Genomic DNA, 24,493 nt, shown 5'->3' with positions numbered 1-24,493 from the left:
ACGGTTCCCAGCCAAGCAATCGACTGCTGTGCCTGTTCGTGATCGCTTTCAAGCGATCACGGTGAATGCGGATACCGTCAACGCACCACCGCAGGCGAATACGCCAGCGGCGCCAGAAGCCGCGGCGCGCTGCGCCCGTCGATTGCGAGGGCCCAGGTGTTGGTCGCGGCCGGCAGGGCCGCGTCGGGCAGGCCGTAGGCGATCTCGCCGTTGTCCAGCCATTCCACCTGGTCGTCGACGTTGCGCGTCTCGCTCGTGAGCACCGTTTCCTGGTCACGAGCCAGGTCGAGAACAACGAGCTGCCACACCACGCCCGCCACTGCCGGCGTGACTCGTCGCTTGAATGCGATGCGCTGGCCGTCGGGCGAAAGCGACGGGCACTCGACGCCCGGACGCAGCAGCGTCATGCGCTGCGCGGCCAGTTCGCCACGCACCAGCCACTGCTTGCCGCCCGTCTGCAGCGTGGCGTAGAAGCCCTGGCCATCGGGTGTGAACGTGACGCCCCAAATGTTGAAGTCGGCCGCCTTGAAAGGCTGGCCGTCCTTCATGACGGTAAAGACCTCGAGATCGGGAACTCGCATGCGGCCCGCCTCGACGTCGATGATCGAGGTGCGCGTCGAGAATCCCGCCGCGGAGTACGAGTGGCCGGCGACGAACACCGTGGTCGCTGCCAGGCGTCCGTCGGCCGACATGCGGGCGCGGCTCGGCGCGCCGGCCAGGTCGAGCGTGGCGGTCGTGCGCAACTGGCTGTCGAACAGGTGCGCGTGGTAGGTGGTCAGGGCGCCGCGTCGGGCCTCCAGGCAGATGCCACGGCCCACCGAGGCGCGCGACGCGTGCACGCGCTCGCAGTCCAGTGCCGCCGACACCTCGCGCATACCGTCGGTCGCGCCGAGTCGTTCGAGTGCCAGGTGTCCCTGCGACGCCGACACGCCGCTGACGCGCAGCAGCAGGTAGGGCCCGGTACCCGGCAGCGCAGTGAAAGGCCGCTCGATTCGGGCGGGGGCGGCGCCCGACCTCGCGCGCTGCTGACCCGCCCACCAGGCATAGGCGGCGGCCGCGCCGATGCACAGCAGCGCGACGACCACGAACACGGCGATGCGCCGTGGCGACGGCACGGGAGCCACTGGCGCAAGCGGTGGCGTGGCGGTCATGGTGCGACTGTGGCGGCGGAAGTGTCCAGGCTCAGCCAGGTCCGTGCGGTGAGCAGCAGCGCCACTGCCAGGGCCGCGGCGAAGACTGCGACGGCAGTCCGCAGCGTCCACGTTTGCCACAGCAGGCCAAAGAGCGCCGAGCCAGCCAGGCGCGACACGCCGGTGGCCGTCGTGACGAGAGCGAAGCCGCAGGCGCGCAGGCGCGCGGGCAGCCAGGCACTGACCGCGGACATCAGCACGCCGTCGGTGCACGCGTAGTAGGCACCGAGCAGGCCGAGAGCCAGCACGCCCCAGGCACGATGGTGTGCGGCGGCCAGCAGCGCCAGGCAGGCTCCCAGCAGCAGCGCGTGGCCGAGCAGGAAGACCAGACCTCGACCGAAGCGATCGGCCAGGTGACCGGCCGGCACCGCCAGCGCGACGTAGGCGAGTGCCGTGGCAAGGAAGAACAGCGGCACCCAGGACACCGGCAGCATCGCACTGCGCTGGAGCAGCAGGTGGAAGAACGGATCGGCCACCGTGGCCAGGCCCAGCACCATGGCAGCCAGCATTGCGCGGCGCAGGTGAGGACGGCGCAGCAGCGCCACGGCCTGCAAGACGGTCGGCCGCGCACCCGCCGTGACGCTCCCCGTCGGATTGCGCACCAACAGAAACAGCGCTGCGAGGCCGGCCAGCGCGACGAAGAAGCTCGTGACGAAGACGACGTCGTAGGCGCCGGGCAGCGCGGCCAGCAACGCGAACGCTACCAGCGGGCCGAGCAGCGCGCCGAAACTGTCCATTGCGCGATGGACGCCGAAGGACAGTCCTAGGTGCGCCGGATCGCTGGCCAGCGAGATCAAAGCGTCGCGCGGCGGCGTGCGCAGTCCCTTGCCGAAGCGATCGGCCGCCGTCACCGCCGACAGCGCGGGCCAGGAGCTGCCCGCGGCGAGCCAGCCCAGCTTGCACATCGCCGACACGCCGTACCCGACCGCCGCGACCTGCTTGTAGCGCTGCCAGCGATCGGCCAGCCACCCGCCGCCCAATCGCGCCAGCGCCGCGGCGCCCTGGTGGACGGCATCCAGCAGGCCGATCTGCAGTGGCGCGAGCTGCAGCGCAAAGACGAAGTACAGCGGCAGCACGGCCGTCACCATCTCGGAGGCGACATCGGTGAACAGGCTCGTCACGCCCAGCGCATAGACCGGCGCCGGAACGGTGCGCCAGCCCGCGCCGCGCACGCGGCGGATGGCCTGCGTGTCGATCAGGTAAGTCACGCCGACCAGCCCTCACTCGCGAACTCGCCCATCGGGAACTCTTTGGTGTGCCTGGGGCTGAAGAATAGCGCTGGCCACCGTCGGCAGCTTCTGCTCGACTCGCGCACCGCTTCGATCGCGTCTGCCGGGATGCTTGAATTCGTCATCTCCTTGCGTCGTCTGGCACCAGGCAAGCGAGGAAGTCGCAAGAGCGCGACGGGATAGCGACCCTTCTGGAGATGGCGGTTTCCGATGGCGCGTCGTCTGAAGACGTTGCCGCGCTGGTCGCGACGGCGTTTCGAGGCTTCGATAGCGAACTGGCGCCCATCCTGGGCCGACGCAGAACGTCCGCGCTCTACCGACGCAGCCTGCACCTTTGCCGGCCCGGTAATCCGTGGCTTCCGACACTTGAAGACAACGGATCGGACATAGACGCTGCGGCGCTCGCCTCGACCCTTTCGAAGAGAACCTCAGCCGAAGCGGCGTTGGCGGGCACCCAGTTGCTGGAGAGCTTTCAAGCTCTGTTGACAACCCTTATTGGCGAGACGCTCACCGAGCGACTGCTCCGGCCCGTCTGGGCCACCCTTTTGAGCGGTTCGTCCGCCCGGGACACGAAGTCATGAAGAGCAAAGTGATCATCAATCGCTTGGCGACCGGTGTGCCCGGTCTGGACGACATTCTGGGTGGGGGGCTTCCTGAATTTTCCTTCAACCTGATCGCCGGGCAGCCCGGCTGTGGCAAGACGACGCTGGCTCACCAGATCATGTTCGCGCTCGCGACGCCGGAGCGACCGGCCATCTACTTCACGGTGCTCGGTGAGCCGCCGCTGAAGATGCTGCGTTACCAGCAGCAGTTCGATTTCTTCGACACCGAGGCAATCAACAAGACCATTCGCTTCGTCAATTTGTCGGACGACGCGATGGCGGGTGATCTGGACCGTGTTCTCAAACGAATCGTGGATGAAGTGACCACGCACGGGCCCGCGCTGGTCTTTGTCGACTCGTTCAGATCGGTCGTTCTTGCCAGCGAGAACCACGGCAATCCGCACAACAGCCTGCAGCAGTTCGTGCAGCAACTGGGCATGCTGATGACCAGTTGGGAAGCCACGACCTTTCTGATTGGTGAGTATTTCACCGAAACCGATGCGAACCCGGTGTTCACCGTCTCCGACGGATTGATTTGGCTGCGCCAGAGCGTGCAGCGCAATTCGATGGTTCGGAAGATGGAGATCATGAAGATGCGGGGGCAGCCGACGCTACCCGGCTTGCACACGTTTCGCATCGGCACCGGGGGCATCGAAGTGTTCTCCCCGGCGAGCGTGGCGAATCCGAGCGAGGCGAGCGTGCGGGCCGCAGCCTCGTCGCCGAGGGCGCTGATGGGCGTGGCACAACTCGACGAGATGCTCGGAGGCGGCTTGCCGCGCGGCTATTCGCTCCTGGTAGCCGGGCCTTCCGGATCAGGCAAGAGCATGCTGGCAGCGGCCTTTCTGGCGGAAGGTGCGCGAATCGGCGAGACCAGTGTGATCGCTGCCTTCGAGCAACATCCGAATCGCTCGCGCAGCCGCGTCGTCGCAGACCTGGTTGCCAGCGGCAAAGTGGGCCTGGTCGAGAGCCGGTCCGCCGATCTGTCGATCGACGAAATCGTCTACATGCTGATGCGGGAGATCCGGCGACTGGGCGCGACGCGCGTGGTGATCGATTCGCTGTCGGGATTCGAACTGGCCCTGGCACCGACATTCCGCGAGGATTTCCGCGAGTCGCTGTCGAATCTCGTTACTGCGCTCGCGGGGGTTGGGGCGACCGTGCTGATGACCTCTGAACTCGAAGACCGCTACACCGATCTACGCTTCAGTCCCTACGGTACCGCGTTCATGACGGACGCCATCATCGTTCAACGCTACATCGAGGTCGACAGCCGCTTGCGACGCGTGATGGCAGTCGTGAAGGTTCGGGCGAGCGCCCATTCCGACCAGCTGCGGGAGTTCAGCATCGGCGACGACGGGATACAGATCGGTCGGTCGCTCGCCGACCAGGAAGGTCTGCTCGGGGGTCGGCCCACGCGAAAGCCTGTCGCGCAGATGACGCCGGTGGGCGCGAACGATCCCAATGTGTGAACTACGCCAGCAGGTGGTTGCTGCATGAGCGATGTTCCCGACTCATCGGCGGGCGCGTTGAACGCGGCAGAAGCGAAGCTGGCGAAGCTGAACGGGCAAATCTCAGCGATGCGCGGATGCGGCGATGTACACCGCCAAGAGGCGACAGGGCCTCGGTGCGGAGGACAATGGCGACCCTCTGATGCGGGCGACGCACTCACAAGTGTCCCGTCAACGGCCGAGGTCGCTGCACGAAGGTGCGCAGTTCGAACAGGAGCAACGACAAAGCGATCTGCGCGATGCCAACGAGAGCCTGGTGCTCGCCGCGCTCGGCGCGCAAGACCTTCTTGCCGCAGCGGAGGAAGCGCGACGCCGACAGGCAGAGCTACTTGCATTGGTCGCTGACGAACTGAGCAACCCCTATGCGCCAATCCGAGTGGCGGCTGCAACGCTGGGCTTTCCGGGCGCAGAGTCCACCTTGCTGCCGCGTGTTCGGGTGGTCATAGAGAAACAGGCGGAAAGATTGGCTGGAATGGTTCGCGCTGTGCTCGATCAGAGTTCGTGACGTCGGCCAGCCCACGCGAAAGCGGACCCATGCGAGTGTCCGCTATTGGCCGACAGCTGCCCTTCCCCACCCGACCGCTTCCGACCCCAAGCGGCCCTGCATCTGGCGCGGATAGACACCGCAAAGCCGCCCCAATTTGCAGGACTCGGGCCGCGGCGACGGCGACGCCGGACGATGCACCCCGTCGGACTGCAAGACTCTCCCGTCCCTGACGCCCGATCAGGACGAAAGCATGGAGTTCGCGCTGCGGCGTCAGGACGATGGCGAGTTCGACCGGCAGCGTCGAGTGCACGTCGGCGCGGACCGCCACTGAACGGCCAGCCCGCAAGGCCATGGCCAGTGGCTCGTCGGCATCAAACATCTGCGGCGCGTCGATGGTTGCGCCATGCTGGGGCGCGTAGCGGCCCTCGAGGTGGCTCAGATCGGGCCAGCGGCTCATGGTCGGCCACGGTTGCCAACGTCCGTGTGATCACGCCACACTCCTTCCTTGTGGACAAGCTCAAAGCCATTCAGTACTTTCTCGCGGCCGCACAGACTGGCAGTCTCTCGGCCGCCGCGCGCCAGCAGGGTGTGACGCTGCAGGCCGTTGCCAAGCTGGTGAATGCACTGGAGGCTCAACTCGGCGCCACGCTGTTCAAGCGCGGAAGTCGCGGGCTCCAGCTCACCCCTGACGGGACGCAGTATGCGGAAACTTGCTCGACGCTCTTGGCGCAACTTCAAGCCGCTGACGAGGGGCTGCGACAGACTCGCCAGCGCCCGCAGGGCACGCTGGTGGTGGGTGGCACTCCGTTCCTGTTGCAGCACTGCATCGTGCCGGCGCTCTCCGCATTCCATGCCAACTATCCGGATCTGACGCTCGACCTGCGGGCGGTCTTGCATCTGGAGGAGACGGCCGCCAAGAACTGCGACCTCCTGCTTTTGCATGGATGGTTCGAGGCGGGCAACTGGGTGCGCCGGGAGCTGCCGGTCATGGCTCAGGTCACTGCCGCCACGCCCGAATACTGGAAACGCCACGGCATCCCGCTTCACCCACGCGACTTGGCCGAACACAACTGTCTGAGCTACAGGAATCCCTACGGAAAGCTGCTCGATCTCTGGCGCTACAGGCAGGCTGGGGCGCATGGCGAGACCATCGAGGAAGTGGTGGTGCGCGGGTGGTTGAACTCGAACCATCGCGACAACCTGCTCCAACTGACCCTCGCGGACGGCGGCGTGATGCGCATCGCGTACGCCACCGCGCGAGCCGACTTGGACAGCGGCCGCCTGGCACAGGTGCTGCTCGACTGGGAGCTGATGGACCCTCCGCCTCTGGCGATGTACTTTCGGCCCGAAATGCGCCGAACCTTGCGGTTGCGCGTCTTTGCCGATTTTGCCGCGGCCCACTGTGCCGAATTGGCCAAGGTGACGAGTGCGAAGGGGCAGTCCAGCGTTGAAGGCCGGCCGGCATGGCACCACGGCAACAGCCGGCGCGCCTCGAGTTGGCTCGCCCACCGCTGATCCGCCTCGATCAGTCGATGCTGGCGCCGGTCTCGCGCACGAACTGCACATATTGGGCCTCCGCCTGCAGCATCAGTTCGCGAGTCTGTGCTGACGAGCGCGCATTGCCAGTGATCAGGAGGCGGTCCATCTCCTGTTTGAACTCCGGAGCTTGCGCGGCCTGTCGCACCGAAGACGCCAAGCGCTCGATGATCTCGACCGGCATCCGCGGCGGGCCGAGCACGAAGTGCGCCGTGATCAAGGGGGCGACAGATACGCCGGACTCGGCGAGGGTAGGCACCGCCGGCAGCGCCGGGATGCGTTCTGCCATGCTGCAGCCGAGCATCGTCAGTCGCCCGGAACGCACATGCGGGATGCTGGCGCCCACCGGTAGCACTGCAGCCTGGATGCGGCCCTCCAGCAAGTCCGGCAACAACTGGGGCGCGCCCTTGTACGGCACTCTCTCGAGCGTGAAGCCCAGTGAACCGGTGACCTGGCCTGCCACCATGTCCTCCGAGACGTTGTTAGAGCCGCGCATCAGCGGCTTGGGGCTGGCCTTTGCGTACGCGGCGAACTCGGCCAGCGTCCTAGCGGGCACGCTGGAGGGAACCACCAAGCATTGGGTGTTGCCCCCGATCGTCGCGATCGGCGTGAACTCCGAGATCGATCGGTAAGGCGATGCCTTGCTCAGCTGCGGCAACCCGGCGTTGGATGCCAGCGCGAACAACAGCGTGTAGCCGTCGGGAACAGCGTTCAATGCAGCGCCCGCCCCGATGCCGGTGTTGCCGCCCGGGCGGTTGTCGACCAGCACCTCCTGGCCGAGACCTGCGGCCATGCCCTTGGCCAGAGCGCGCGCTGCAGCGTCGCTCGGGCCGCCAGCCGGAGTGGGAACGATCAGTCGGATCGGCTTGGTTGGATAGGGCGTCTGTGCACCTGCCGACGCTGCCACCAGGGCCAGTGCGCCGGCAACGAGGCCCAACGTCAGTCGTGTCATGTCGAGGCTCCCTTCTGCGAATGGAGCGCAGTTTGGCTGAGCGTGGCGCACGTCAGCAAGGCTTCCACCGTGGGGGCTGACCTGAACTTTTGGTAGAGGGTGCGCGATTGGTGGTGCCTTGCATGCGATCTGGCGCGACTGCGGGGGCATGCGCCGCTCAGGACAGCAGGACCGTTGCGCCTTCACGTCGCCTCTGCGCTTCCGCCTTTCCGCATTTCGGCTGACCGCTTTGGGTCACTCTCGATGCTGGATGACCGCTAACCAGCGGCCTCATCGGCGAATTGGCTCCGACCCTGAAGCGACGCTCGACCCACGCGGCCCGAACGACCGAAGGGTTGGGATCGGGACAATGCTGCCGGGGCCAAGTAGGCGCACCTTCCGTTCTACGTCGTCGGCACACCATCGACGTGTTGCCGAATCACTGCGGCGATTTCGGCCGCATGACTGCTGGGAAGAAAGTGACTCCCGCCATCGATCGTGACGAGGCGCGCCGCAGGGATCGCATCGTGGAGAAGCTCGGCGATCCTGCGCATGGCCGGATGGCCGTCTGCTCCGCGGACCACCGTCGTTGGGATGGCGATCGACTGCAGCGTCTCCCGGCTGGGTTCGAAGGGCGTTCCGGAGGACCAGTCGCGCACGTTCACTGCCGCGGTCGCGACCACGTAGCTGCGAACTTTCGGCGGCATTGAGTCGAAGGTGCCTAGTCCGCCATAGAAGTCGATGACGTGGCGAGGGGCTTCGGCATCGCCCCGCGCGTAGTCGGCAAAGTACGGACGCGTCATCGCCTCGAACATCGCGTAGTGCGCCAGGTCGCCTGCCGAACGCAGGAGGCCCAGCGGGTTTGCCTCGACGAGCAGCAAGCTCCGGGGCCTGCGCTGACCCGTCAGGGCATGCACGAGGGCGGAGAGTCCACCGTATGAGTGCCCTACGACATGGGGCGACGTGCCAATCCGGTCGATGATCCGATCGATGAGATCGACCTGCTGCGCCATGGTTGCATTGCCGTCCGGCCGGGTGTCCGGCGTCGATCCATAGCCCAGCAGGCTGGTAGTGACCGTGCGGTAGCCGTCACCGAGATGTCCCAGAACGGCCTTCCAGCCTGCGCCCGTTCCGAAGCTCCCGGGCAGAAATAGGATGGCGGGGCCAGAACCCGCTTCGGTGTAGTCGAACGCAAGGATTTGCTCGCTCACGACAACCTCCTGATGTAGCGCACTTTGCGTTGCGTTGCGTTGCCAGGTCGCGAGTGCGCCGCGGCACATTGTTGGACCGGCTTGCAGAGATCCCCCGGTCGATGCACCAAGAGTACCCGATCAAGGCGCTGTCGATTCATCATCGAACACCTCTCGCCGATGGAAGAAGTCGACATCGACGCAGCCCCGCAATGGATCCAGTAACGGCCCTATTGACATTATTGCAATGCGCGAGTCGGCCAGAAGCTGACCTTCCTGGCCGTCGGATTTAGGTAGGTCAGTGCAGGCCTTAGTCGGCGGCCTGAAGCGCAGACAGTTGATCCGTGTCGTAACGGAGCCGCAGATCCCCTACGACTGTCGCGTCGAGCATGGCACCGGCTGCTGCGAGCTGAGCGAGCTCCTCGAAGTAGTGTTCATGCCCCGGTGGCGACACTGTCATGAGCATGCGGCCACTGAGGCTGCAACCCGGGCGATCCAAGCCGACCCGGCGCACAGCATCTCCTACATGCTGCAGGCAGCGGCGCTCGCCAAGATCGGCAAAGTTATCGAAGCTCGCAAGGCGGCCGCCACAGTGATGAAGCTGCAGCCAAACTTCCGGTACGGTCAGCAGCTGTCGGGCGTGGATTGCGAACCCACTCTCGCCAGTGCGCTCGGGCCGGCCCTCGGCACTGCGGGCCTGTTCGAATAGGGCGCTGCGTGGCACGCTAGGGCGCTCGTCGCGGGTCGGCCTGCGTAACACCAAGCGTCCGCTTTTTGGCTATCTTGCAGCGCAAGTAATCTGTGATTTTGGTCGAGATGTGGAACTCGCGTCCATGACGACTGGCTGTTCGGGTCTCGGCGAATCGCATGACGGCTGACGGCGCGCACTCCCTCCATCCGGACCCGGCCACGAGCATACGTATCCCAACGGCTGCTTGACGGCAGTCAGAGTTCGCCTGACGGAAGTGGGCACCTGTAGTGACGGCCAAAGTCGCGACGAATGCAGCCGCAGTTGGCGCGGAACGTGATCAGCATGGGCAGCCGCCGGTCAGGCTCAGCGGAATATGCTCTCCAGATCGGCATCCTCGACATCGGCATCGAGCTTCAGGCTTTGCGCGATGTGGTCGAGGTGATGGAGCATCAGGCTTTCGGCACGCTTTGCATCGCCGCGCTTGACCGCCGCAACGATTTCTTCATGTTCGTCGGCGCGACAGCTGGTTGCCGTGGGCGCGTCGTACAAGGAAATGATCAAACAGGTGAGCGCAGACAGTTCGCGCATCGTGCGCGTCAACGAAGAATTGCCTGCCAGTTCGGCGAGCAGCACGTGGAACTCTCCCGACAGCCGCACGATGGCGCGCTTGTCGTCGCGCTTGCGCGCGTCGGCCTCGAGTTCGAGGTGCTGGCGCAGGCGCTGCTGCTTGACGTCGTCCAGTGTCTTGATGAGCCGGCGCAGCACGCCGGGCTCGATCAGGCGACGCGCCTCAAACACATCCTGCGCCTGCTCGATGGTCGGCTTGGCGACGAAGGCGCCGCGCTGCGGGACGAGTTCGACGATCTGCTCGTGCGCCAACCGCGTGAGCACCTCGCGCACCTTGGCGCGGCTGGTGACGAAAATCGTGGCCAGGCGGTCCTCGCCGAGCTTGGTGCCCGGCGCGAGCCGGTGCTCGAGGATCGCCGCCGAGATCTTCTCGGCAATCTCGTCGACGCTGTGTTCGCGGACGGACGCGCTGCCGCTTTCGTTGCGGGCTGAGACTTTGTTGGACATCGCGGCCGATTCTATCGGCGTGCCTCTGGCGGGCGGCTCGCCGGCACAGGGCACAGCGTCATGCGCGCCCGGCATCGCGTGCCAGCAGGCGCACCACGGCCTCGGGCAGGCCCCGGTTCGGCTTGAGCGGCGGCGGCGCGAAGCTGCCACGGCGTGCCGGCGCGGGCGCGAGCGAGACCAGGGTTTGCGCATGGCAGACGGCGCTCGATACGCCATCGACGACCGGCACCGGAATGCGGTCCTTGATCGAGCGCGCCAGACCGGCCAGCGGTGCGCCGGCGATGATGATCACGTCCGCACCGTCGTCTTCGACGGCCGACAGGCACAGCGCCTGCAGGCGTTCCGTGTGGTCGTCCTGCACACGCCCGATGTCGCGCAACGGGCCGTCCAGGCTGCGGATGCTCGCCAGCCGGTCGAGCAAGCCGTTGGCCTGGACGCACTCGCGGTACCAGGCCGTGATGCGCCGCGAGATCGCCACGATGGAGAAGCGTTGGCCGAGCAGGCAGGCGCTCATCAGCGCCGCCTCGGTCAGGCCGACCACGGGAATGTCGAGCGCTTCGCGCAGGCCGACGATGCCGGGGTCGCCGAACGCGGCGACGACGATGGCATCGTGCCTCTCCCAGTGCTCGGCGGCGATTGTCGCGGCCGCATAGGCGCCGATCAGCGACTCGAAGCGCGTCTCGATGTAGGCGACCCCGAACGGTGCCGTCAGGACGCTCACCTGCGTGCCGGGCGCGGCAGCGCGGCGCGCCTCGGCCTCGATCAGGTCGGAAACGCTTTGCGAGGTGTTGGGGTTGATCAGCAGCAGGTTCATCGCGGCCTCGTCTGGAAGTTGCGTTCAGCTGGGTTGGCGCGGCACGGGCAGCAGGCTGGGGCGCGCACGGCGCAGGAATTGCCCGCGTCCGGTGCGCGGATGGAAGGCGCTGCCGTCCCACACGATGTCGCCGCCGGCCAGCGTCAGCGCCGGCCAGGCCTGGACCTCGATGCCCTCGTAAGGCGTGTAATCGACGGCGTGGTGTAGGTCGGCGTTGCGGATCGTGCGCGGCGTGGCGCCCCAGACCACCAGGTCGGCGTCGGAGCCGACTGCGATCGTGCCCTTGCGCGGATGCAGCCCGTACGCCTTGGCCGGGTTGGTCGATGTGAGTTCGACGTAGCGGTTGATCGTGATGCGCCCGTCGAGCACGCCGTGCGAAAACAGCAGCGGCAGGCGCGTCTCGATGCCCGGGATGCCGTTCGGGACGTGGCGGAACGCGACTTCCTGGCCGCCGGGCCTCTTGCCTTCGGGCGCGTCGTAGCGGAACGGTGCGTGGTCCGACGAGAAGATCGTGAACAGCCCGTCGGCCAGCCCGTTCCAGATCACTTGCTGGTTCTCGCGGTTGCGCGGTGGCGGGCTGCAGATGCAGCGCGCGCCTTGGTAGCTGTCGTCGATGCCGAGATCGTCCGCGGTGAGGAACAGGTATTGCGGGCAGGTTTCGGCAAATACGTTCAGGCCGTGCGCGCGCGCCCAGCGGATCTGCTCGACGGCCTCGCGACCCGAGACGTGGACGATCATGATCGGTACGTCGACCAGCTCCGACAGCGCAATCGCCCGATGCGTTGCCTCGCGCTCGACGAGCATCGGTCGCGCATGTGCATGGAAGCGCGGCGCAGTGCGGCCGCTGGCCTCGAGGCGCTTGGTCAGCCACTCGATGCAGTCTGCGTTTTCGGCGTGGATCATGGCCATCGCGCCCTGTTCGCGCGCCACCGCCAGCACATCGAGGATCTGGCCGTCGTCGAGCTTCAGATCGTCGTACGTCATGTAGATCTTGAACGAGGTGTAGCCCTCGGCAATCAGCTGCGGTAACTCGTGCTTCAGCACGTCTTCGGTCGGGTCGCTGACGATCAGGTGGAACGCATAGTCGACATGGGCACGGCCTTCGGCGCGCTGGTGGTAATCCCGCACCGCGGCACGCAGCGACTGCCCCTTCTGCTGCGCCGCGAACGGGATCACCGTGGTCGTTCCGCCGCAGGCGGCGGCACGGGTGCCGGTGTCGAAGTCGTCGGCCATGCGCGCCGGGGCCTCCATCGGCTGGTCGAGGTGGCAATGCGCGTCGACGCCGCCCGGTGTCACGTAGCGGCCGACCGCGTCGATCTCGCGCCGGCCGGCGGGTAGGTCGAGCCCCAGCTGCACGATGCGGCCGTCGCGGATGCCGATGTCCGAATCGAAAGTGTCGCTGGCGGTCGCGACGCGCGCGTTGCGCACCACGAGGTCAAGTTCGCGGGAGCTCATGCGCGCCTCTCGAGGGGGTTGTCGGTCCGCGCTCGGGACAGCGGGTCGAACAGGCCGCCCCAACCCTTGACGCTGCCGAGGTCGGCGCCAATGCTCTGCAGCGCCTTCCAGACCACTGTGCTGACCGAATCGTAGATGGGGATGCCGAGCTCGCGCTCCATCTCGTCGACCAACTGTGCGCCGTGCAAGTTGGTACACATGATGGTCATTGCGTCGGGCCGCTGCTGCGCCACCTCGCGCAGCATGCGGCGCAGGATGTCCGGCTCGACCTCACTGAACGCGAAGTTCACCGAGAGATCGAGGTGCCGCTCGGCCACGCAATCGATGCCAATTCCGGTGTAGTTGGCGACGATGCGCTGCTGTACGTCTTCGACATAGGGCGACACTAGGCCCAGCGTGCGCGCGCCCTGCGCGGCCAGCAGTTCGTTGAGCGCCAGCACCGAGGTGGTCGCCGGGATGCCGGTGGCCTCGGTGATGCGAGCGCACAACGCCCGGTCCTTCTCGAAGCCGAGCCAGCTCGCCGAGGTGCCGCTCCAGCAGATCACGTCGACACGCGCATCGGCCAGCAGCCGTGCTGCCTCGAGGATCTTGCTGTCGTCGAACTGGTTCAGCGAAGCATCGCGCAGCGAGATCTCGGTGACCGTGAAGCGCGAGAAATGTGCTGACACGCCCGGCACGGTGCCGACGATCGCGCTGGTCAACGGCTCCAGCGCGGTGTTGGACGACGGCGTCAGCACGCCGATCAGTTTGCGATTCATCATGGCTTGCACCGCGGCGTGCTCAGACTGGCAGCTTCTTGCTGTAGTCGATCAGCATCGTCGAGCAGATGAACAGGCCGGCACCGGCCGCTGCGAATAGCATCAGCGCCATGAAGTACGAGCCGGTGGCCTGCACGATCAGGCCGACCACGATGGGCACGCCGATGCCCGCACAGTTGCCGCCCAGGTTCATCGTGCCGCCGAGGAAGCCGACCCGGGCACGCGTGCCGAGGATCGACGGAACGCACCAGAACAGGCCGCACCAGCGCAGGAAGAACAACGTCACCGACAGCAGCACGACGACAGCGACCGGGTCCTTGATCTGCGCCACCATGTAGATCGAGATCGTGGCGATGATCGACGAGACGCCGAACAGCGTGCGCAGCACCTTGCTCTGTGAGGCACCGGCGGCCATCCACTTGTCGGCCAGCCAGCCGCCGAACATCTCACCGACAAAGCCTGAGAAGAACATGATGAACACCGCGCCGCCCATCTGCTTGATGTCGAAGCCGTGCACCTTGGAGAGATAGTTCGGCATCCAGGTGAGCAGGCCATAGAACAGCGCGTTGAAGCACATCCAGCCGAAGAACATGCCCCACACCGAGCGGTAGCGAAAGAAGTCCAGCACCCGGCCGCTGGCGTCGGGAGACTCTTTGGCGGCATCGGCGGCATGACTGGCTTCGATGTAGCGGGCTTCTGCCTCGTTGACACCAGGGTGCTGGCGCGGGTGGTTGCGGATGTAGCTCCAGGCGAAGTAGCCGGCAATGATGGTACCGACGCCAGCGATCACGAACGCCATGCGCCATGACCCGAGCCATGCGATCAGGGCCGAGATCAGGATCGCGCCCAGCGCCGCGCCAAGGGGCGCGCCGCCATCGAGCAAGGTCGCACCGCGGCCACGCTCGGTCTGAGTCATCCAGATGCCGTTGAGCTTGCCGCCGGCTGGGTAGATCGGCGCCTCGGCCGCACCAAGGCCAAGACGTGTGAGTAGCAACGGCACCCATCCTGTGCAGACGGCGGCAATCGCCTGGAAGAAGCCCCAGCCCAGCGTGGCACCGGCGATCACGACGCGCGGACCGAAGCGGTCAGCCAGCATGCCGCCCGGAATCTGCATGAAGGCGTAGGTCCAGAAGAAGGAACTGAGCAGAAGGCCCTGCAACGCCGGGCCGATGTCGAACTCCTTGGCGATCAGCGGCATCGCCACCGATAGCGAGGCGCGATCGATGTAGTTGATCGAGATGAGGAACAACATCATCAGGAAGATCTTCCAGCGCACTTTTGTGGGCCGGAGCGCCGGATTGGCAAGGTCTGCCGGGATGGCCGCCGTTGTGGATTGCATCTGTCGTCTCCTCGGACTGCGCGTTGCCTGGCGGCCGTCGAAGGCCTTGCAGGGTCGCGCTCCCCATCTCATGGTTGAAGCACGGTGAGCCGCTGGCAGAGAAGGCTGCGCGCTCTTTCGGCGCGTCGGACTTCTGCGCCCCATCGGCGGGACTGCAGCCCCGAAACGTATCGCAATGGCGGGTGAGTCAGAGGCTGTGGATCTAAATCTAAGTTTTGGCGACACAGATGTCAACATCTATGTTGACAATAAATTCGACATTAGGGAAGACACCTAGCTCAGACCTTCTGCGCAGCTTGGCACCTCCCGACTTTGTTGCTTGTGTCAGGTCTCGCCTTCAAGGCGTCTGGTACCTGCGCGACGCGTATTCGGCAATTGGCGGCTCAATGGAGAGCACCTCCACGCGCCCGAACGACCGCAGTGCAGCGCGCAATTTCCACTGCCAGCTGTCAGGTAGGGTCAGCCCGCGCCAGTCGGGTGCGCGATCTCACAGCCGGAAAGCTGACGCCCAAGTTGAGCGACCGAATGGCAGACGCCCCCGGTGGGCTGTACCCGACCCGAGTGCTACGGTCGCAGATTGCGGCTCGACGTCCCATATGCGCCATTCAATCCTCGAAAGTCCCGCGGGAGGAACTCAGCGCCGGGCGGCAACCAACCGCACCAGCCCTCGAACGCCAGCTTCTCTTCTGACCTCGAACCCGCCCGACTCCATCAGTGCGAGCAGCTCGCCGGTTGCCAAGCGCAGCTTGCGGTAATGGCTCACCCGCGTGGTCCATCCGTCTGCCGTCCTCTCGTGCAGGATGTCGTGCACGAGGACGCTCGTCGCCTCGTACTCCAGGAAGCAGGTGAGCAGGCGCATGTCGTCGCCGCGAACCGGAATGAAGCGCTGGTCGCCGAGCAAGGGCTCGGAGTAGTCGCGCAAGGAGACCACGAAGGATCCACCCCGTCTCAGCATGGCCGCGGCGCTCTGGACCAAGGACGCGACGGCGCCGGCATCCGGCAGGTGGGTGATGGTGTCGCCCATGCACAGAATCGCGTCGGGCGCTTCTGTCAGGTGAATCGGGAACGCGAGCAGGTCATCGCAGACCCCCCGGACTGGCTCCGCCCCACGCAGTTCGTCCAGAGTCCGCAGCAGCAAGGGCGACGAGTCGATCGCGACGACGGACGCGCCTGCCTGCGCCATCGGAATGGCGTGCATTCCGAATCCGGCACCCAGGTCGACGACGCAGGAGCCTGGCCCGAGCGGCAACGCCAGTGCCTCGATCTCGGCCCGACCCGCCTGCAACGCAGCTTGCGGCCCACCAGCCATCCAGAGGTAGACGGGAGCGAGGTGGTGCTCGTAGTGATCGGCGCAGGCTGTCATGCGGACGATGGGCGGGGCGGTGGCCGCGTCTGACGCTCAGCGCTCGCGAACCAGCGCGTCGAGGGCGTCGAGGTCGAGCGCTTCCATCGCCCGCTGCATCGGCTGTTCGAAGTTGTCAACGCCACGGACCTCGAGCTTCACCATCTGCGCCTGCGCGGGGTTGGCCCGGTCCCAAGGGAATGCTGGATCGGGCTTGGCCAGGCGCGGATAGCGCTCCAACGGCACGTCCGGCGCGTGCAGGCCGTTGAGGCCCAGGCGCGCGGGTGCTGCCAGTTGTGCGGCGCTCAGACCCGCCCGCCAGGCTCGCACGCGGCGCAGCATGGTCTCCAAGGGCGCCTCGTCGACGCCCTGCCGACTGCGCCGTCTCGCTTGCGCGGCCGCCTCGCCGGCACGTGCCTGGGCGTGCTGGGCGCGGATCTCGGCGATCAGGCGCTCGGCGTTTGCCGGGTCCGTGCGCCGCAGGCCCTCGGTCACCCGCTCGAGCATCTCGTCCTGCGCGGCGGGCGCCGCAGCCGCGCGGGCTGCCGCTTCGTTGACGCGCGCCTCGTCCCGCTTGCGTTGCAGGTCGCGCTCGGTGAAGTCGAGGTACTCGGCCGTCGTGACGGGCACCCACGGAAGCAGCCCGTGGCGGGTGAACACCAGCATGTGCCCGCCATGCACCGGGCGCCCACGCAAGGTGCCGGTGACAGGCAGCTCGCGCCAGGCCGCGAACTGGTCGTCCTTCAGTTCGGGCACTTCGGATCCGAAGAAGGCGTGCGGTGCGTTGATGCTCGCGACGATGGTCGCCTGCGCCCCGATGCGGTCCGCCCCGGTGACGACGTCGCAACGCCCCGCCACCCATACCGACTCGCGGTGGTCTCGCAGCAGGAAGTGCGCCGGCCGCGCCGGCGCGTCCCACTGCCCGCCGATCTGCCAGCTGCTGCGCAGCCGCGTGCGCGGCAGCGCGTGCAGTCCCGGGCGTGCATGCAGCAGCGCATTGAGTGAGTGCAGCATGCGCCGCAGCGGGGCCACCACCGGGTCGCTGACCGCCCGGAGATCGGCAGTCTTGGGGTGCTCGGCATCGGCCCAGCAATCGATCTGCGCGAACGCGGGCGAACAGGCCGCCAGAAGCAGCGCCACAGAAAGCTCGGTGAACCGAGCGCGGTCGATCAGGCGTCGGCTCGCACTCATGCCGGTGCCCTTGGTACAAACAGGCTCGATGGCCCAGTGGCCGCCGGGCGGGCGCCCGGTGCCGCAGGGCCCGCGGTCGGGAAGACCACCGCATCGACGACTGCAGCCAACGCAGGCAAACCACCACTGCGGGCCATGCGCTCCGCCATCGCAGCGGCTGCACTCCGGTATCGGTCGTCTTGCAAGACCGCCTTGATGGCGTCCCGAAGGTCAGACACCTTCGGCGATAGCCGCAACCGGCGTCCCTCCCCCGACCACGCCACGCGCGCACCGACCTCGGGCTTGTCCTCCTGGCCGCCGCTGACAACGATGGGAACCCCATGGCGCAGCGCGTACTGCACGCCGCCGTAGCCGCCGTTCGTGACGAAGACCGCGGTCTTCGGCAGCAGCTCGTCGTATGGCAGGTACTCGGCGGCACGGGCGTTCGCGGTCAGCGACGGCAGGCTGGCGAGCGGGCGTCCGCCGGTCGACACGACGACCAGCACGTCTTCATCGGCGAGCGCTCGAGGGCCGCGCCCGCGAAAGCCGGGTCGACGAGCAGGGCATGGGCCGGGTCGACCGCCTGCGCGCGCATCACCGCCGCGTGCTGCGCTGCGGCCGGGCGCGTGAACAGCTCGACGACGTCGAAGGCGATGGCCTTCGCGCCCGAAAGCGCCGCGCGCCCGGGGAAGCGGTCGTTGAGGTCGATGCGGTCGTCGAAATCGGCAGCGGCGGGGTGACGTGCCCGTGGATGGGCACCGAGGCGATGAGGATGGAGGACATGCCTTGACCTTGGAGGGCACGCATCGCGATTGGGATGCGGCGCGTCGGAGGCGGATTCGGGAAGATCGGCGTGTTTGGGTCAAGCCGCCCAGGCGGGGGTGAACGCCGGCCCGTCCCCGATCACTGCCTGACCGCCGACGGGGAGCACGGCCAGCGCGCGAAACGGCTGCGGCCCGGCGTTCGACAAGGACAACGTCTGACCTGCGTCGACGACGAGCGCGCTGCCCGCCGCAAGCTCATGACGCTGGCCGTCGACTTCGACGACGGCGCTGCCCTCGAGGGCGACGAAGGTCTCCTCGCGCGTCAGGCGATGGGGCGAGCCGGCGACGCCGGGATCGACCGTGACTTCCCAGACGGCGTTTTCGCGGGCCCCGCGGCGCGGGGACGACAAGGTCGTGAAGCAGATTCCAGGCAGACCGAAGGTCGGCGCGTCGCTACGAAACAGCATGGGCATGAGAACTCTCCTGTATGATTAACCATAGTTTATTAACCGTGGTTAACGATGTCAAGCCCTGAACCACTGGACTTTGGTGTGCTGCTGAACGTGGCGTTCGTGGCGTTCAAGGAGGCCCTCGACGCCGACCTCGCCGCGGCGGGATTCGATGACATTGGCACCTCGTTCGGATACGTCTTCCGCCTGCTGGCGCAGGGGCCCTGCAACCTAAGCGAACTCGCCATGCAACTCGGCATGAGCTCGCCCGGGGCGCTGAAGGTCGTCGACGACATGGTGGCCAAGGGCTACGTGGCGCGGAGCGCCGACGCGGACGACCGACGCGTCAAGCGGCTAGAACTCACCGAACGCGGCCACGCCGCGCTGGGTTGGGCGCGGTCTTTCCACGACAAGTACGAGCAGGCGCTGGTGCAACGACTCGGAATGCGCCAGGTCGCCGCTGCGCGGAAGCTGCTCGAGGCCATGGCGGCCTCACATGCCGAACGAAACGGCCGGCTGCCACGTCCGGCTTAGGCCGGGTCCTAACCCGTCTGTCTGCCGTCGGCCATCGGCGTCAGACCTCGGATCCTTGCCTGCAACGAAGAGTTGTCTTCGGTCGAGTTCAGACGGCACTTCTCGATCCGCAATAGCAAACTACTGAGCCACGGGTACCCCAAACCCGCCTGTCGCGAGCGTCCGCAACCGGCCGTGACTCCCCTTTCGCAAGCGTGATCGACAGCTGTCGTTGGATCTGACGAAGTACGAACTGCAGTCTTAGACTCCGCGAGCTCAACATCTCCACCTAAGACGCGAATAGGAGGGACATGCTTGAGCGGGGCAAGGCAGACGTCAAGACAAGCTGCGGGTCCGAGGTCTGTTCGCGGTCGCCTGGCCGCATCGCATCCCGATGGCGACAAGCCCGAGAAGACACAGCCCCCAGGTCGCAGGTTCGGGCACCGGCGCCAGGTAGTCGGTGCCTGATGAACTGACGAGGGTGAAGTCGGTGATGCGCTGGTGCGCAGCGTCGAACACCTGGACGTCGACGAGGTTGGCGGTGGACAGGAAACTCGCATCCGACGTGTGGCCCGACTGCGCCAGCAAGCCTACCTTCAGCTCCCAGGGGCTGCCCCAGATCATTGGCAGATCGACGTCGCCGAAAAAGGGGACATGCACGGTGCTGCCGAAGACGTCGGCGCCCGCCACGGAGCCGACGCCCAGCGACCAGCCGCCCGGGTTGCTGTCGATGGCCGAGAAGGCGCCAAGGTCGCCGGCTTGCACCGCTAGCCGGCCCAGGCCCAGCACCTGCCCGCTGCCCTGCTGGATGTTGAGCTGCACGCTGGCCGTGCCGCGTTGGTCCAGCGGCGCGGAAAGCGCGCCATCCATGCTGAAAACGTAACGCACGAAGCCGGGGGCGCTGGGTGACACCAGCGGGCTGCTGGCCGTCAAGGTGTCTTGGAAGAAGGCCGCCCCGGTGGAGAAGACGGCCGTCGTACTCCCGGAGGCACCGACGTGGATGCCGGAGGAGGCCACGCCGAGAGATCCGTAGGCCGCGCGGGCACCCGCCGCACCCTTGTAGGTACCGCCGACGGTGTCCAGCGGCACCGGGGCCAAGGTCTGCTGGGTCAGCAGCGGCCCGCTGGCTGCGGTCTTGTCGGAGGTGACGCCGACGTAACCACAGGCCTCGTTTCCTCCCAGCACACGAAACCCTCCGCCGTTGAAGAACGACCCCAGGTCAGGAATCGGCCCGTAGGTGGTGCAGCCTTGGGCGATGTTGTCAGTGCCGTTGCCACCCCAAACGTCGGTCACGGTGCGCAGCGAAGCGGCCTGGGCCACCGTCGCCATTACGCCGAACCAGAGACCCACGAGTGCGCGTGCCATCGAAACGGTATGCATGTCCTTCTCCCTGTGTCGTTCAGTCAATGGTGAATAGTCCTGGAACGAAAGATCGGGGGGTGGAGCGAGGCCGCCCCCTCATTCGACGCGCACGTCCAGGGCCCGCACGATCGGTTCCCACAGCCGCCGCTCCGTGGCGATGCGGGCCGACAGCACTTCGGGCGTGCTGGACATGGAGACGATGCCGGCGTTGGCGAATGCAGCGGCCAGTTCGGATTGCGCCAGCGCCAGGCGCAACACCTTGGACCGCTCCACGACCTGCCGCGGGCTGACCCGCGGCGACATGAAGAAAGCGAACCACTCGCGCACCGCCAGATCGGCGTAGCCCTGCTCGACCAGCGTCGGCACGTCCGGCATCAAGACCGTGCGTTGTGCGCCCGACGTGGCCAGCACCCGCAGTCGCCCGCTGGTGCGGTGCTCGCTGAACAGCCCCTCTGGCAAGACCAGCGCGGCGATCTGCCCGCCGAGCAGGGCCACGACGGCAGGCGGCCCGCCGGAGTAGGCGATGTGTTGCCAGGCGGTGCCGGCTTCGCGCATCAGCATCGCCTCCAGCAGGTGGGGCAGCGTGCCGGTGCCGGGCGAGCCGACGTTGGCCAGTCGCGGCTGGCTGCGCATCCACGCCATCAGGTCCCGCATGCTGCCCACCGACGCCGGCACGGCGGGGCCCACTGCCAGCGCCAGCGTCATTTCGCCGGCCGTCGACACCGGCTCGAGGTCGGACACCGCGTAGGTCAGCTTCGGGTAAATGTGGGGATAGAGGGTGGCGACCGCGCCCTGGGCCAGCAGCAGCGTCGACCCGTCAGCCGCGGCGCCCTTCAATGCGCCGACGCTGATCTGCCCGGCGGCGCCGGGCCGGTTGTCGACCAGCGCACGCAGCCCGGCTGTGACCCACAGCTGATCGGCGACCGCACGAGCGATCAGGTCGGGAACGCTGCCGGCCGGTCCGCTGCACAGGATGCGCATCGGATCGTTGCCGGCCGCGTCGGCGCGGCGTGCGAGCAGCAGCGTGGATGGGGCGGCCAGCGCACCCACTCCGGCTTGCAGGAAGCGTCGGCGGTCGGTGGTGCCGCCGTGCCCGCGCACGGGTTCGCCGTGGTCGTGCATCGATGCGGTCATGTTGTCTCCTCGGGGCGGCGCGCCGCCGTCAACAACAACTCGTTCGGACCCGCCCAGCCGTCGGTCGTGTTGAAGGCACTCAAACGCTCGCGCAAGTCGCGCCAGACGGCCTCGGCCGCGGCCGCGTCGAGGCGGTCGAGGATCTGCAGGATCGGGCTCGCCGAGCGGCGGACGAAACCGAGGTAGTGGTCGACCGAGGGCAGGTGAAACACCGCATCGACTGCCATGGTCGCGACGTCGCCAAAGCCGGCCGACCGGAAGAGCGTGTCGATGTGGCCCGGCTGGCCCAGGCTGAGCAGCCCGCCCGGCTGGAAGGGGTCGCGCGCCGGCAGGCCCGCGTGCTTCAGCGCCGTCGACATGAGGATCGCGATGCACGGGTTTGTCTCTGGACGCGAAAAGACCATCGTGCAGATGCCACCGCCGGGTCGCAGCGCCCGATGGATCTCACGCAAGCCGCGCAGCGGATCGGGGAAGAACATCAGCCCAAGCCGGCACACCGCGGCATCGAACGAGGCCTCGGGAACGCCCAGGTCTTCGCCATCGGCCACCCGGGTCTCGACCTGGATCAGGCCGGCGCGGCCGACGTTGTCGCGCGCCAGCGCCACGATCGCCGGCGACAGGTCGGTAGCGAGCACGTGGCCGCGAGCACCCACCCGCTGCGCGATGAGCAGGGTCTGCTCGCCCGACCCGGCGGCGACATCGAGCACGCGGGACTCCGCCCTCACCCCCGCCATGCGGCACATGGCCTCGGTCGGCTGGCGCAGCCAGGCGCCGATGTCCGCCATGTGGGCGTTCCAACCCGCCGCGGCGTGGTCCCACTGGTGGCGCATACTTGCCTTGAACGCATGGTTGGCCGTGGCGTGATCGTCGATCGATGTGTCCATGCGGCCAGCTTAGGTGCCGTGGCACCGGGGCGTAAGGCGCAAAACTGCAGGACGGGGCCGCAATGACGCATAGCCCGAGTCGCTTCGACTGGGACGATCTCAAGCACCTGCTCGCTGTGGCGCGGCATGGCAGCACGCTGGCCGCCGGCCGCGCGCTAGGCGTCGACCAGTCCACTGTGCAGCGCCGCCTGGTCGAACTCGAGCGCCGCATCGGGCAATCGCTGGTGCAGCGCCAGCCGAGCGGCTATCGCCTGACCGACTTCGGCCAGGAGATGCTGCCCTTTGCCGAGGCCGTCGAGCGCTCGGTGCAAGCCTTCGAGCGACAGCTGCGAACGCTCGGCACCGAGGCTGCTGGGGTGATCCGCCTGACCTGCCCTGAGCCGATCGTCAACCGCATCACGCAGGCCGGGCTGCTGGATCGCTTTCATGCGCGGCATCCGGCGCTGCATGTGCAGTTCGTGATGAGCGACAAGTACGTCGACCTCGCGCAGGGCGAGGCCGATGTCGCCCTGCGCTCGGGCGACACTGACGACGACGAACTGGTGGGACGCAAGATCGGCGATTCGATCTGGGCGGTCTATGCGAGCCGGGCCTACATCGAGCGCCACGGGCAGCCCGCGGGCATCGAGGACCTCGCCTCACACGCGCTCGTCGGCTTCGACGACACGATGACCAGGCACCGCATCGCACAATGGCTGCGCAACGTGGCGCCGGATGCACCGCTCGCAGCACGCAGCAGCAGTGTTCTCGGCCTGATCTACTCGGTCAAGGCGGGCATCGGTATCGGGCCGCTGCCGCTGTCTATCGGCGACGCGGAGCCCGATCTCGTTCGGGTGCTGGGGCCTGTCGCCGAGCTGTCCCGTATCTGGCGCTTGTTGACCACGCGCGAGTTACGGCGAACGCCGCGCGTGTCTGCGCTGTTCGACTTCGTTGTCGAGGAAATCGACGCCCTGCGGCCCATCCTTACGGGATGATTCAAACATCGATCGACGCCTGTGATGTCTGCGCAGGACCGTGGCCCGGCGCCGGGAATGGAGCGGGACCACCCACACTCAGCGCTTGCGCTGCAAAGCCCGAAAGCCGACAGCCTGCAACAACAGCGGATGGCCGAGAAGGGTCTGTCGCAGTCAACCTGTAGCGGCTGGATCGCGTTGTGACTGTCGCTCCGAGGCGATGTACAGCCGAACTCTCTTGCCGGTGCGCACCGGGGAGATGGCGAGCCGGTGCCAGCGGCTCGGACAGGCCACGCCGCGCGCGCGGCCCGGCTCAGCGGCGGTAGCGGTTATCGGGCCGGCGGTCGTAGCGGTTGGGCACGCCATCGCCATCGCGATCACGATCGTGGCGGTTCGACACGCCGTCGCGGTCACGGTCATGGACGTAGCGCGGCGCATGGCCGTAGGGCGGCACGACCACGCAGGCGCTCAGGCTGGTCAGGACTGTTGCGCCGAGGGCGATGAGGGACAGACGCTTGAACATGTGTGTTCTCTTGATATGCAGTGCTGCTGTGGAGGCCGGCTTGCTACGCAATTGGCTCAGTGGGGTTTCGAACGCTGCGCCACCGTCTTGGCCAGCGCACGTTCGATCGCGCGCAGGGCTTCCTCAAGCCGGTCGACGCGCCCGCTGTGCCAGCCGCGTGAACATGCAGCCAACTTGCGCTGCAGACGCTGGCGCTGATTGGACAGTTCGCTGCGACTCATCGCTCAATCCCGGCCGCGGTGGTCGTGGTGGGGGGAGCGGTCCCAGCGATCGTGGCGGTCCCGGTCGCGGCGCTCCCAGCCGCGATGGCGCCACTCGCGATCACGCTCAGCCTCGTAACGGTACGAGGGCCGCCATGGGCGTTCGTACACCACCGGCGGCGCCTGGTAGACGACGCGCGGCTGAACATAGACCGGCTGCTCCCGGAAGAATGGGCGCGGCAGCGGCAGCGGCGGCGGCAGCAGCACCGGGAGGCCCGGCAGACCGATCGAGACTTGCACATCGGGCCTCGCATGCGCGACCGATGCGGTGCCGAGCACGGCGCCGATCAGCACGGTGGAGGCGATGAGTCTCTGGAGGAAGGGGCGCTGCATGG

Annotated in this window: 27 protein-coding genes; 8 read left to right on the top strand and 19 right to left on the bottom strand. The window is 67.1% G+C overall.

What is annotated here, in order from left to right:
* Positions 1 to 77: 77 nt before the first annotated feature.
* Positions 78 to 1,085, bottom strand: a complete 1,008-nt coding sequence (locus ASC76_RS00435; protein WP_162247045.1) for a PD40 domain-containing protein — start codon at positions 1,083 to 1,085, stop codon at positions 78 to 80.
* 62 nt (positions 1,086 to 1,147) lie between these two features.
* On the bottom strand, positions 1,148 to 2,398 hold the full coding sequence (locus ASC76_RS00430) for an MFS transporter (RefSeq protein WP_082548603.1): 1,251 nt from the start codon (positions 2,396 to 2,398) through the stop codon (positions 1,148 to 1,150).
* 218 nt (positions 2,399 to 2,616) lie between these two features.
* Between ASC76_RS00430 and ASC76_RS24990 the strand changes: the two genes are divergently transcribed.
* The 4 genes from ASC76_RS24990 to ASC76_RS00420 all read left to right on the top strand — a co-directional run bounded on the left by ASC76_RS24990 (position 2,617) and on the right by ASC76_RS00420 (position 6,531).
* Positions 2,617 to 3,000: a hypothetical protein gene (locus ASC76_RS24990; protein ID WP_157615170.1), complete on the top strand. Its 384-nt coding sequence runs from the start codon at positions 2,617 to 2,619 to the stop codon at positions 2,998 to 3,000.
* A complete protein-coding gene (locus ASC76_RS00425; RefSeq protein ID WP_056460782.1) occupies positions 2,997 to 4,490 on the top strand; it encodes an ATPase domain-containing protein in 1,494 nt (497 codons plus the stop codon). Before ASC76_RS24990 ends, ASC76_RS00425 begins: the two co-directional genes overlap by 4 nt.
* 124 nt (positions 4,491 to 4,614) lie before the next feature.
* A complete protein-coding gene (locus tag ASC76_RS24985; RefSeq protein ID WP_157615168.1) occupies positions 4,615 to 5,034 on the top strand; it encodes a hypothetical protein in 420 nt (139 codons plus the stop codon).
* 489 nt (positions 5,035 to 5,523) lie between these two features.
* Complete coding sequence (locus tag ASC76_RS00420; RefSeq protein ID WP_056460779.1) at positions 5,524 to 6,531, top strand: LysR family transcriptional regulator; 1,008 nt, start codon at positions 5,524 to 5,526, stop codon at positions 6,529 to 6,531.
* Between the two features lie 10 nt (positions 6,532 to 6,541).
* Here ASC76_RS00420 and ASC76_RS00415 read toward each other — a convergent pair whose 3' ends face one another.
* Positions 6,542 to 7,504, bottom strand: coding sequence for a tripartite tricarboxylate transporter substrate binding protein (locus tag ASC76_RS00415; RefSeq protein ID WP_056460776.1), 963 nt, complete (start codon positions 7,502 to 7,504; stop codon positions 6,542 to 6,544).
* A 383-nt stretch (positions 7,505 to 7,887) separates the two neighbouring features.
* Positions 7,888 to 8,694 carry an alpha/beta fold hydrolase gene (locus ASC76_RS00410; RefSeq protein ID WP_162247044.1) on the bottom strand — a complete coding sequence of 269 codons (807 nt, stop codon included), beginning with the start codon at positions 8,692 to 8,694 and terminating at the stop codon, positions 7,888 to 7,890.
* A gap of 280 nt (positions 8,695 to 8,974) precedes the next feature.
* Between ASC76_RS00410 and ASC76_RS00405 the strand changes: the two genes are divergently transcribed.
* On the top strand, positions 8,975 to 9,382 hold the full coding sequence (locus tag ASC76_RS00405; RefSeq protein WP_200947078.1) for a hypothetical protein: 408 nt from the start codon (positions 8,975 to 8,977) through the stop codon (positions 9,380 to 9,382).
* Positions 9,383 to 9,727: 345 nt separating this feature from the next.
* Here ASC76_RS00405 and ASC76_RS00400 read toward each other — a convergent pair whose 3' ends face one another.
* The 8 genes from ASC76_RS00400 to ASC76_RS25815 form a co-directional block, all read right to left on the bottom strand.
* Entirely contained in the window at positions 9,728 to 10,438 is a 711-nt protein-coding gene (locus ASC76_RS00400) for a GntR family transcriptional regulator (protein ID WP_056460770.1), read from the bottom strand.
* Positions 10,439 to 10,496: 58 nt separating this feature from the next.
* On the bottom strand, positions 10,497 to 11,252 hold the full coding sequence (locus ASC76_RS00395; RefSeq protein WP_056460767.1) for an aspartate/glutamate racemase family protein: 756 nt from the start codon (positions 11,250 to 11,252) through the stop codon (positions 10,497 to 10,499).
* 24 nt (positions 11,253 to 11,276) lie between these two features.
* Positions 11,277 to 12,707: a dihydropyrimidinase gene (hydA, locus tag ASC76_RS00390; protein WP_056460764.1), complete on the bottom strand. Its 1,431-nt coding sequence runs from the start codon at positions 12,705 to 12,707 to the stop codon at positions 11,277 to 11,279.
* Positions 12,704 to 13,468, bottom strand: a complete 765-nt coding sequence (locus tag ASC76_RS00385; protein ID WP_056462959.1) for an aspartate/glutamate racemase family protein — start codon at positions 13,466 to 13,468, stop codon at positions 12,704 to 12,706. Before ASC76_RS00385 ends, hydA begins: the two co-directional genes overlap by 4 nt.
* A gap of 19 nt (positions 13,469 to 13,487) precedes the next feature.
* Complete coding sequence (locus tag ASC76_RS00380; protein ID WP_056460761.1) at positions 13,488 to 14,804, bottom strand: MFS transporter; 1,317 nt, start codon at positions 14,802 to 14,804, stop codon at positions 13,488 to 13,490.
* A 634-nt stretch (positions 14,805 to 15,438) separates the two neighbouring features.
* On the bottom strand, positions 15,439 to 16,167 hold the full coding sequence (locus ASC76_RS00375; protein ID WP_056460758.1) for a bifunctional 2-polyprenyl-6-hydroxyphenol methylase/3-demethylubiquinol 3-O-methyltransferase UbiG: 729 nt from the start codon (positions 16,165 to 16,167) through the stop codon (positions 15,439 to 15,441).
* 36 nt (positions 16,168 to 16,203) lie between these two features.
* Positions 16,204 to 17,337, bottom strand: a complete 1,134-nt coding sequence (locus tag ASC76_RS00370) for a hypothetical protein (protein WP_056460755.1) — start codon at positions 17,335 to 17,337, stop codon at positions 16,204 to 16,206.
* The gene (locus ASC76_RS25815) at positions 17,334 to 17,822 is read right to left on the bottom strand and encodes a glycosyltransferase (protein ID WP_056460752.1); all 489 of its coding nucleotides are present in this window, start codon (positions 17,820 to 17,822) and stop codon (positions 17,334 to 17,336) included. The genes ASC76_RS00370 and ASC76_RS25815 overlap by 4 nt, the downstream gene beginning before the upstream one ends.
* A 59-nt stretch (positions 17,823 to 17,881) precedes the next feature.
* Between ASC76_RS25815 and ASC76_RS25810 the strand changes: the two genes are divergently transcribed.
* Positions 17,882 to 18,106 carry a hypothetical protein gene (locus tag ASC76_RS25810; protein ID WP_056460749.1) on the top strand — a complete coding sequence of 75 codons (225 nt, stop codon included), beginning with the start codon at positions 17,882 to 17,884 and terminating at the stop codon, positions 18,104 to 18,106.
* 72 nt (positions 18,107 to 18,178) lie between these two features.
* Here ASC76_RS25810 and ASC76_RS00355 read toward each other — a convergent pair whose 3' ends face one another.
* Positions 18,179 to 18,553 carry a cupin domain-containing protein gene (locus tag ASC76_RS00355; protein WP_056460746.1) on the bottom strand — a complete coding sequence of 125 codons (375 nt, stop codon included), beginning with the start codon at positions 18,551 to 18,553 and terminating at the stop codon, positions 18,179 to 18,181.
* 78 nt (positions 18,554 to 18,631) lie between these two features.
* Between ASC76_RS00355 and ASC76_RS00350 the strand changes: the two genes are divergently transcribed.
* The gene (locus tag ASC76_RS00350; protein WP_056460743.1) at positions 18,632 to 19,063 is read left to right on the top strand and encodes a MarR family winged helix-turn-helix transcriptional regulator; all 432 of its coding nucleotides are present in this window, start codon (positions 18,632 to 18,634) and stop codon (positions 19,061 to 19,063) included.
* 315 nt (positions 19,064 to 19,378) lie between these two features.
* Here ASC76_RS00350 and ASC76_RS00345 read toward each other — a convergent pair whose 3' ends face one another.
* From ASC76_RS00345 to ASC76_RS00335, 3 genes are all read right to left on the bottom strand, one after another.
* Positions 19,379 to 20,422: a PEP-CTERM sorting domain-containing protein gene (locus tag ASC76_RS00345; RefSeq protein ID WP_056460740.1), complete on the bottom strand. Its 1,044-nt coding sequence runs from the start codon at positions 20,420 to 20,422 to the stop codon at positions 19,379 to 19,381.
* 78 nt (positions 20,423 to 20,500) lie between these two features.
* Entirely contained in the window at positions 20,501 to 21,538 is a 1,038-nt protein-coding gene (locus tag ASC76_RS00340; protein ID WP_056460737.1) for a tripartite tricarboxylate transporter substrate-binding protein, read from the bottom strand.
* The gene (locus tag ASC76_RS00335; RefSeq protein WP_056460734.1) at positions 21,535 to 22,422 is read right to left on the bottom strand and encodes a class I SAM-dependent methyltransferase; all 888 of its coding nucleotides are present in this window, start codon (positions 22,420 to 22,422) and stop codon (positions 21,535 to 21,537) included. Before ASC76_RS00335 ends, ASC76_RS00340 begins: the two co-directional genes overlap by 4 nt.
* Positions 22,423 to 22,484: 62 nt before the next feature.
* Between ASC76_RS00335 and ASC76_RS00330 the strand changes: the two genes are divergently transcribed.
* Positions 22,485 to 23,396, top strand: a complete 912-nt coding sequence (locus ASC76_RS00330) for a LysR family transcriptional regulator (protein WP_082548597.1) — start codon at positions 22,485 to 22,487, stop codon at positions 23,394 to 23,396.
* Positions 23,397 to 23,688: 292 nt separating this feature from the next.
* Here ASC76_RS00330 and ASC76_RS00325 read toward each other — a convergent pair whose 3' ends face one another.
* The 3 genes from ASC76_RS00325 to ASC76_RS00320 are packed head-to-tail and all read right to left on the bottom strand — an operon-like array spanning position 23,689 to position 24,491.
* On the bottom strand, positions 23,689 to 23,898 hold the full coding sequence (locus ASC76_RS00325; RefSeq protein ID WP_056460728.1) for a hypothetical protein: 210 nt from the start codon (positions 23,896 to 23,898) through the stop codon (positions 23,689 to 23,691).
* Positions 23,899 to 23,954: 56 nt separating this feature from the next.
* Complete coding sequence (locus ASC76_RS24980) at positions 23,955 to 24,119, bottom strand: hypothetical protein (RefSeq protein WP_157615166.1); 165 nt, start codon at positions 24,117 to 24,119, stop codon at positions 23,955 to 23,957.
* Between the two features lie 3 nt (positions 24,120 to 24,122).
* A complete protein-coding gene (locus tag ASC76_RS00320; RefSeq protein ID WP_056460725.1) occupies positions 24,123 to 24,491 on the bottom strand; it encodes a hypothetical protein in 369 nt (122 codons plus the stop codon).
* Between the last annotated feature and the right edge of the window lie 2 nt (positions 24,492 to 24,493).

Source organism: Rhizobacter sp. Root404 (genome assembly GCF_001425865.1).
Taxonomy (GTDB): domain Bacteria; phylum Pseudomonadota; class Gammaproteobacteria; order Burkholderiales; family Burkholderiaceae_C; genus LMDS01.
This window is presented reverse-complemented; position numbering and strand designations above follow the sequence as displayed.

Excerpts from the sequence above, each read along its gene's own strand:
- ASC76_RS24990 (WP_157615170.1), top strand. The coding sequence starts at position 2,617 with ATGGCGGTTTCCGATGGCGCGTCGTCTGAAGACGTTGCCGCGCTGGTC.
- ASC76_RS00425 (WP_056460782.1), top strand. The coding sequence starts at position 2,997 with ATGAAGAGCAAAGTGATCATCAATCGCTTGGCGACCGGTGTGCCCGGT.
- ASC76_RS24985 (WP_157615168.1), top strand. The coding sequence starts at position 4,615 with ATGTACACCGCCAAGAGGCGACAGGGCCTCGGTGCGGAGGACAATGGC.
- ASC76_RS00415 (WP_056460776.1), bottom strand. The coding sequence starts at position 7,504 with ATGACACGACTGACGTTGGGCCTCGTTGCCGGCGCACTGGCCCTGGTG.
- ASC76_RS00400 (WP_056460770.1), bottom strand. The coding sequence starts at position 10,438 with ATGTCCAACAAAGTCTCAGCCCGCAACGAAAGCGGCAGCGCGTCCGTC.
- ASC76_RS00395 (WP_056460767.1), bottom strand. The coding sequence starts at position 11,252 with ATGAACCTGCTGCTGATCAACCCCAACACCTCGCAAAGCGTTTCCGAC.
- hydA (WP_056460764.1), bottom strand. The coding sequence starts at position 12,707 with ATGAGCTCCCGCGAACTTGACCTCGTGGTGCGCAACGCGCGCGTCGCG.
- ASC76_RS00385 (WP_056462959.1), bottom strand. The coding sequence starts at position 13,468 with ATGATGAATCGCAAACTGATCGGCGTGCTGACGCCGTCGTCCAACACC.
- ASC76_RS00380 (WP_056460761.1), bottom strand. The coding sequence starts at position 14,804 with ATGCAATCCACAACGGCGGCCATCCCGGCAGACCTTGCCAATCCGGCG.
- ASC76_RS00375 (WP_056460758.1), bottom strand. The coding sequence starts at position 16,167 with ATGACAGCCTGCGCCGATCACTACGAGCACCACCTCGCTCCCGTCTAC.
- ASC76_RS00370 (WP_056460755.1), bottom strand. The coding sequence starts at position 17,337 with ATGAGTGCGAGCCGACGCCTGATCGACCGCGCTCGGTTCACCGAGCTT.
- ASC76_RS25810 (WP_056460749.1), top strand. The coding sequence starts at position 17,882 with ATGGGCCGGGTCGACCGCCTGCGCGCGCATCACCGCCGCGTGCTGCGC.
- ASC76_RS00355 (WP_056460746.1), bottom strand. The coding sequence starts at position 18,553 with ATGCCCATGCTGTTTCGTAGCGACGCGCCGACCTTCGGTCTGCCTGGA.
- ASC76_RS00345 (WP_056460740.1), bottom strand. The coding sequence starts at position 20,422 with ATGCATACCGTTTCGATGGCACGCGCACTCGTGGGTCTCTGGTTCGGC.
- ASC76_RS00340 (WP_056460737.1), bottom strand. The coding sequence starts at position 21,538 with ATGACCGCATCGATGCACGACCACGGCGAACCCGTGCGCGGGCACGGC.
- ASC76_RS00335 (WP_056460734.1), bottom strand. The coding sequence starts at position 22,422 with ATGGACACATCGATCGACGATCACGCCACGGCCAACCATGCGTTCAAG.
- ASC76_RS00330 (WP_082548597.1), top strand. The coding sequence starts at position 22,485 with ATGACGCATAGCCCGAGTCGCTTCGACTGGGACGATCTCAAGCACCTG.
- ASC76_RS00325 (WP_056460728.1), bottom strand. The coding sequence starts at position 23,898 with ATGTTCAAGCGTCTGTCCCTCATCGCCCTCGGCGCAACAGTCCTGACC.
- ASC76_RS24980 (WP_157615166.1), bottom strand. The coding sequence starts at position 24,119 with ATGAGTCGCAGCGAACTGTCCAATCAGCGCCAGCGTCTGCAGCGCAAG.
- ASC76_RS00320 (WP_056460725.1), bottom strand. The coding sequence starts at position 24,491 with ATGCAGCGCCCCTTCCTCCAGAGACTCATCGCCTCCACCGTGCTGATC.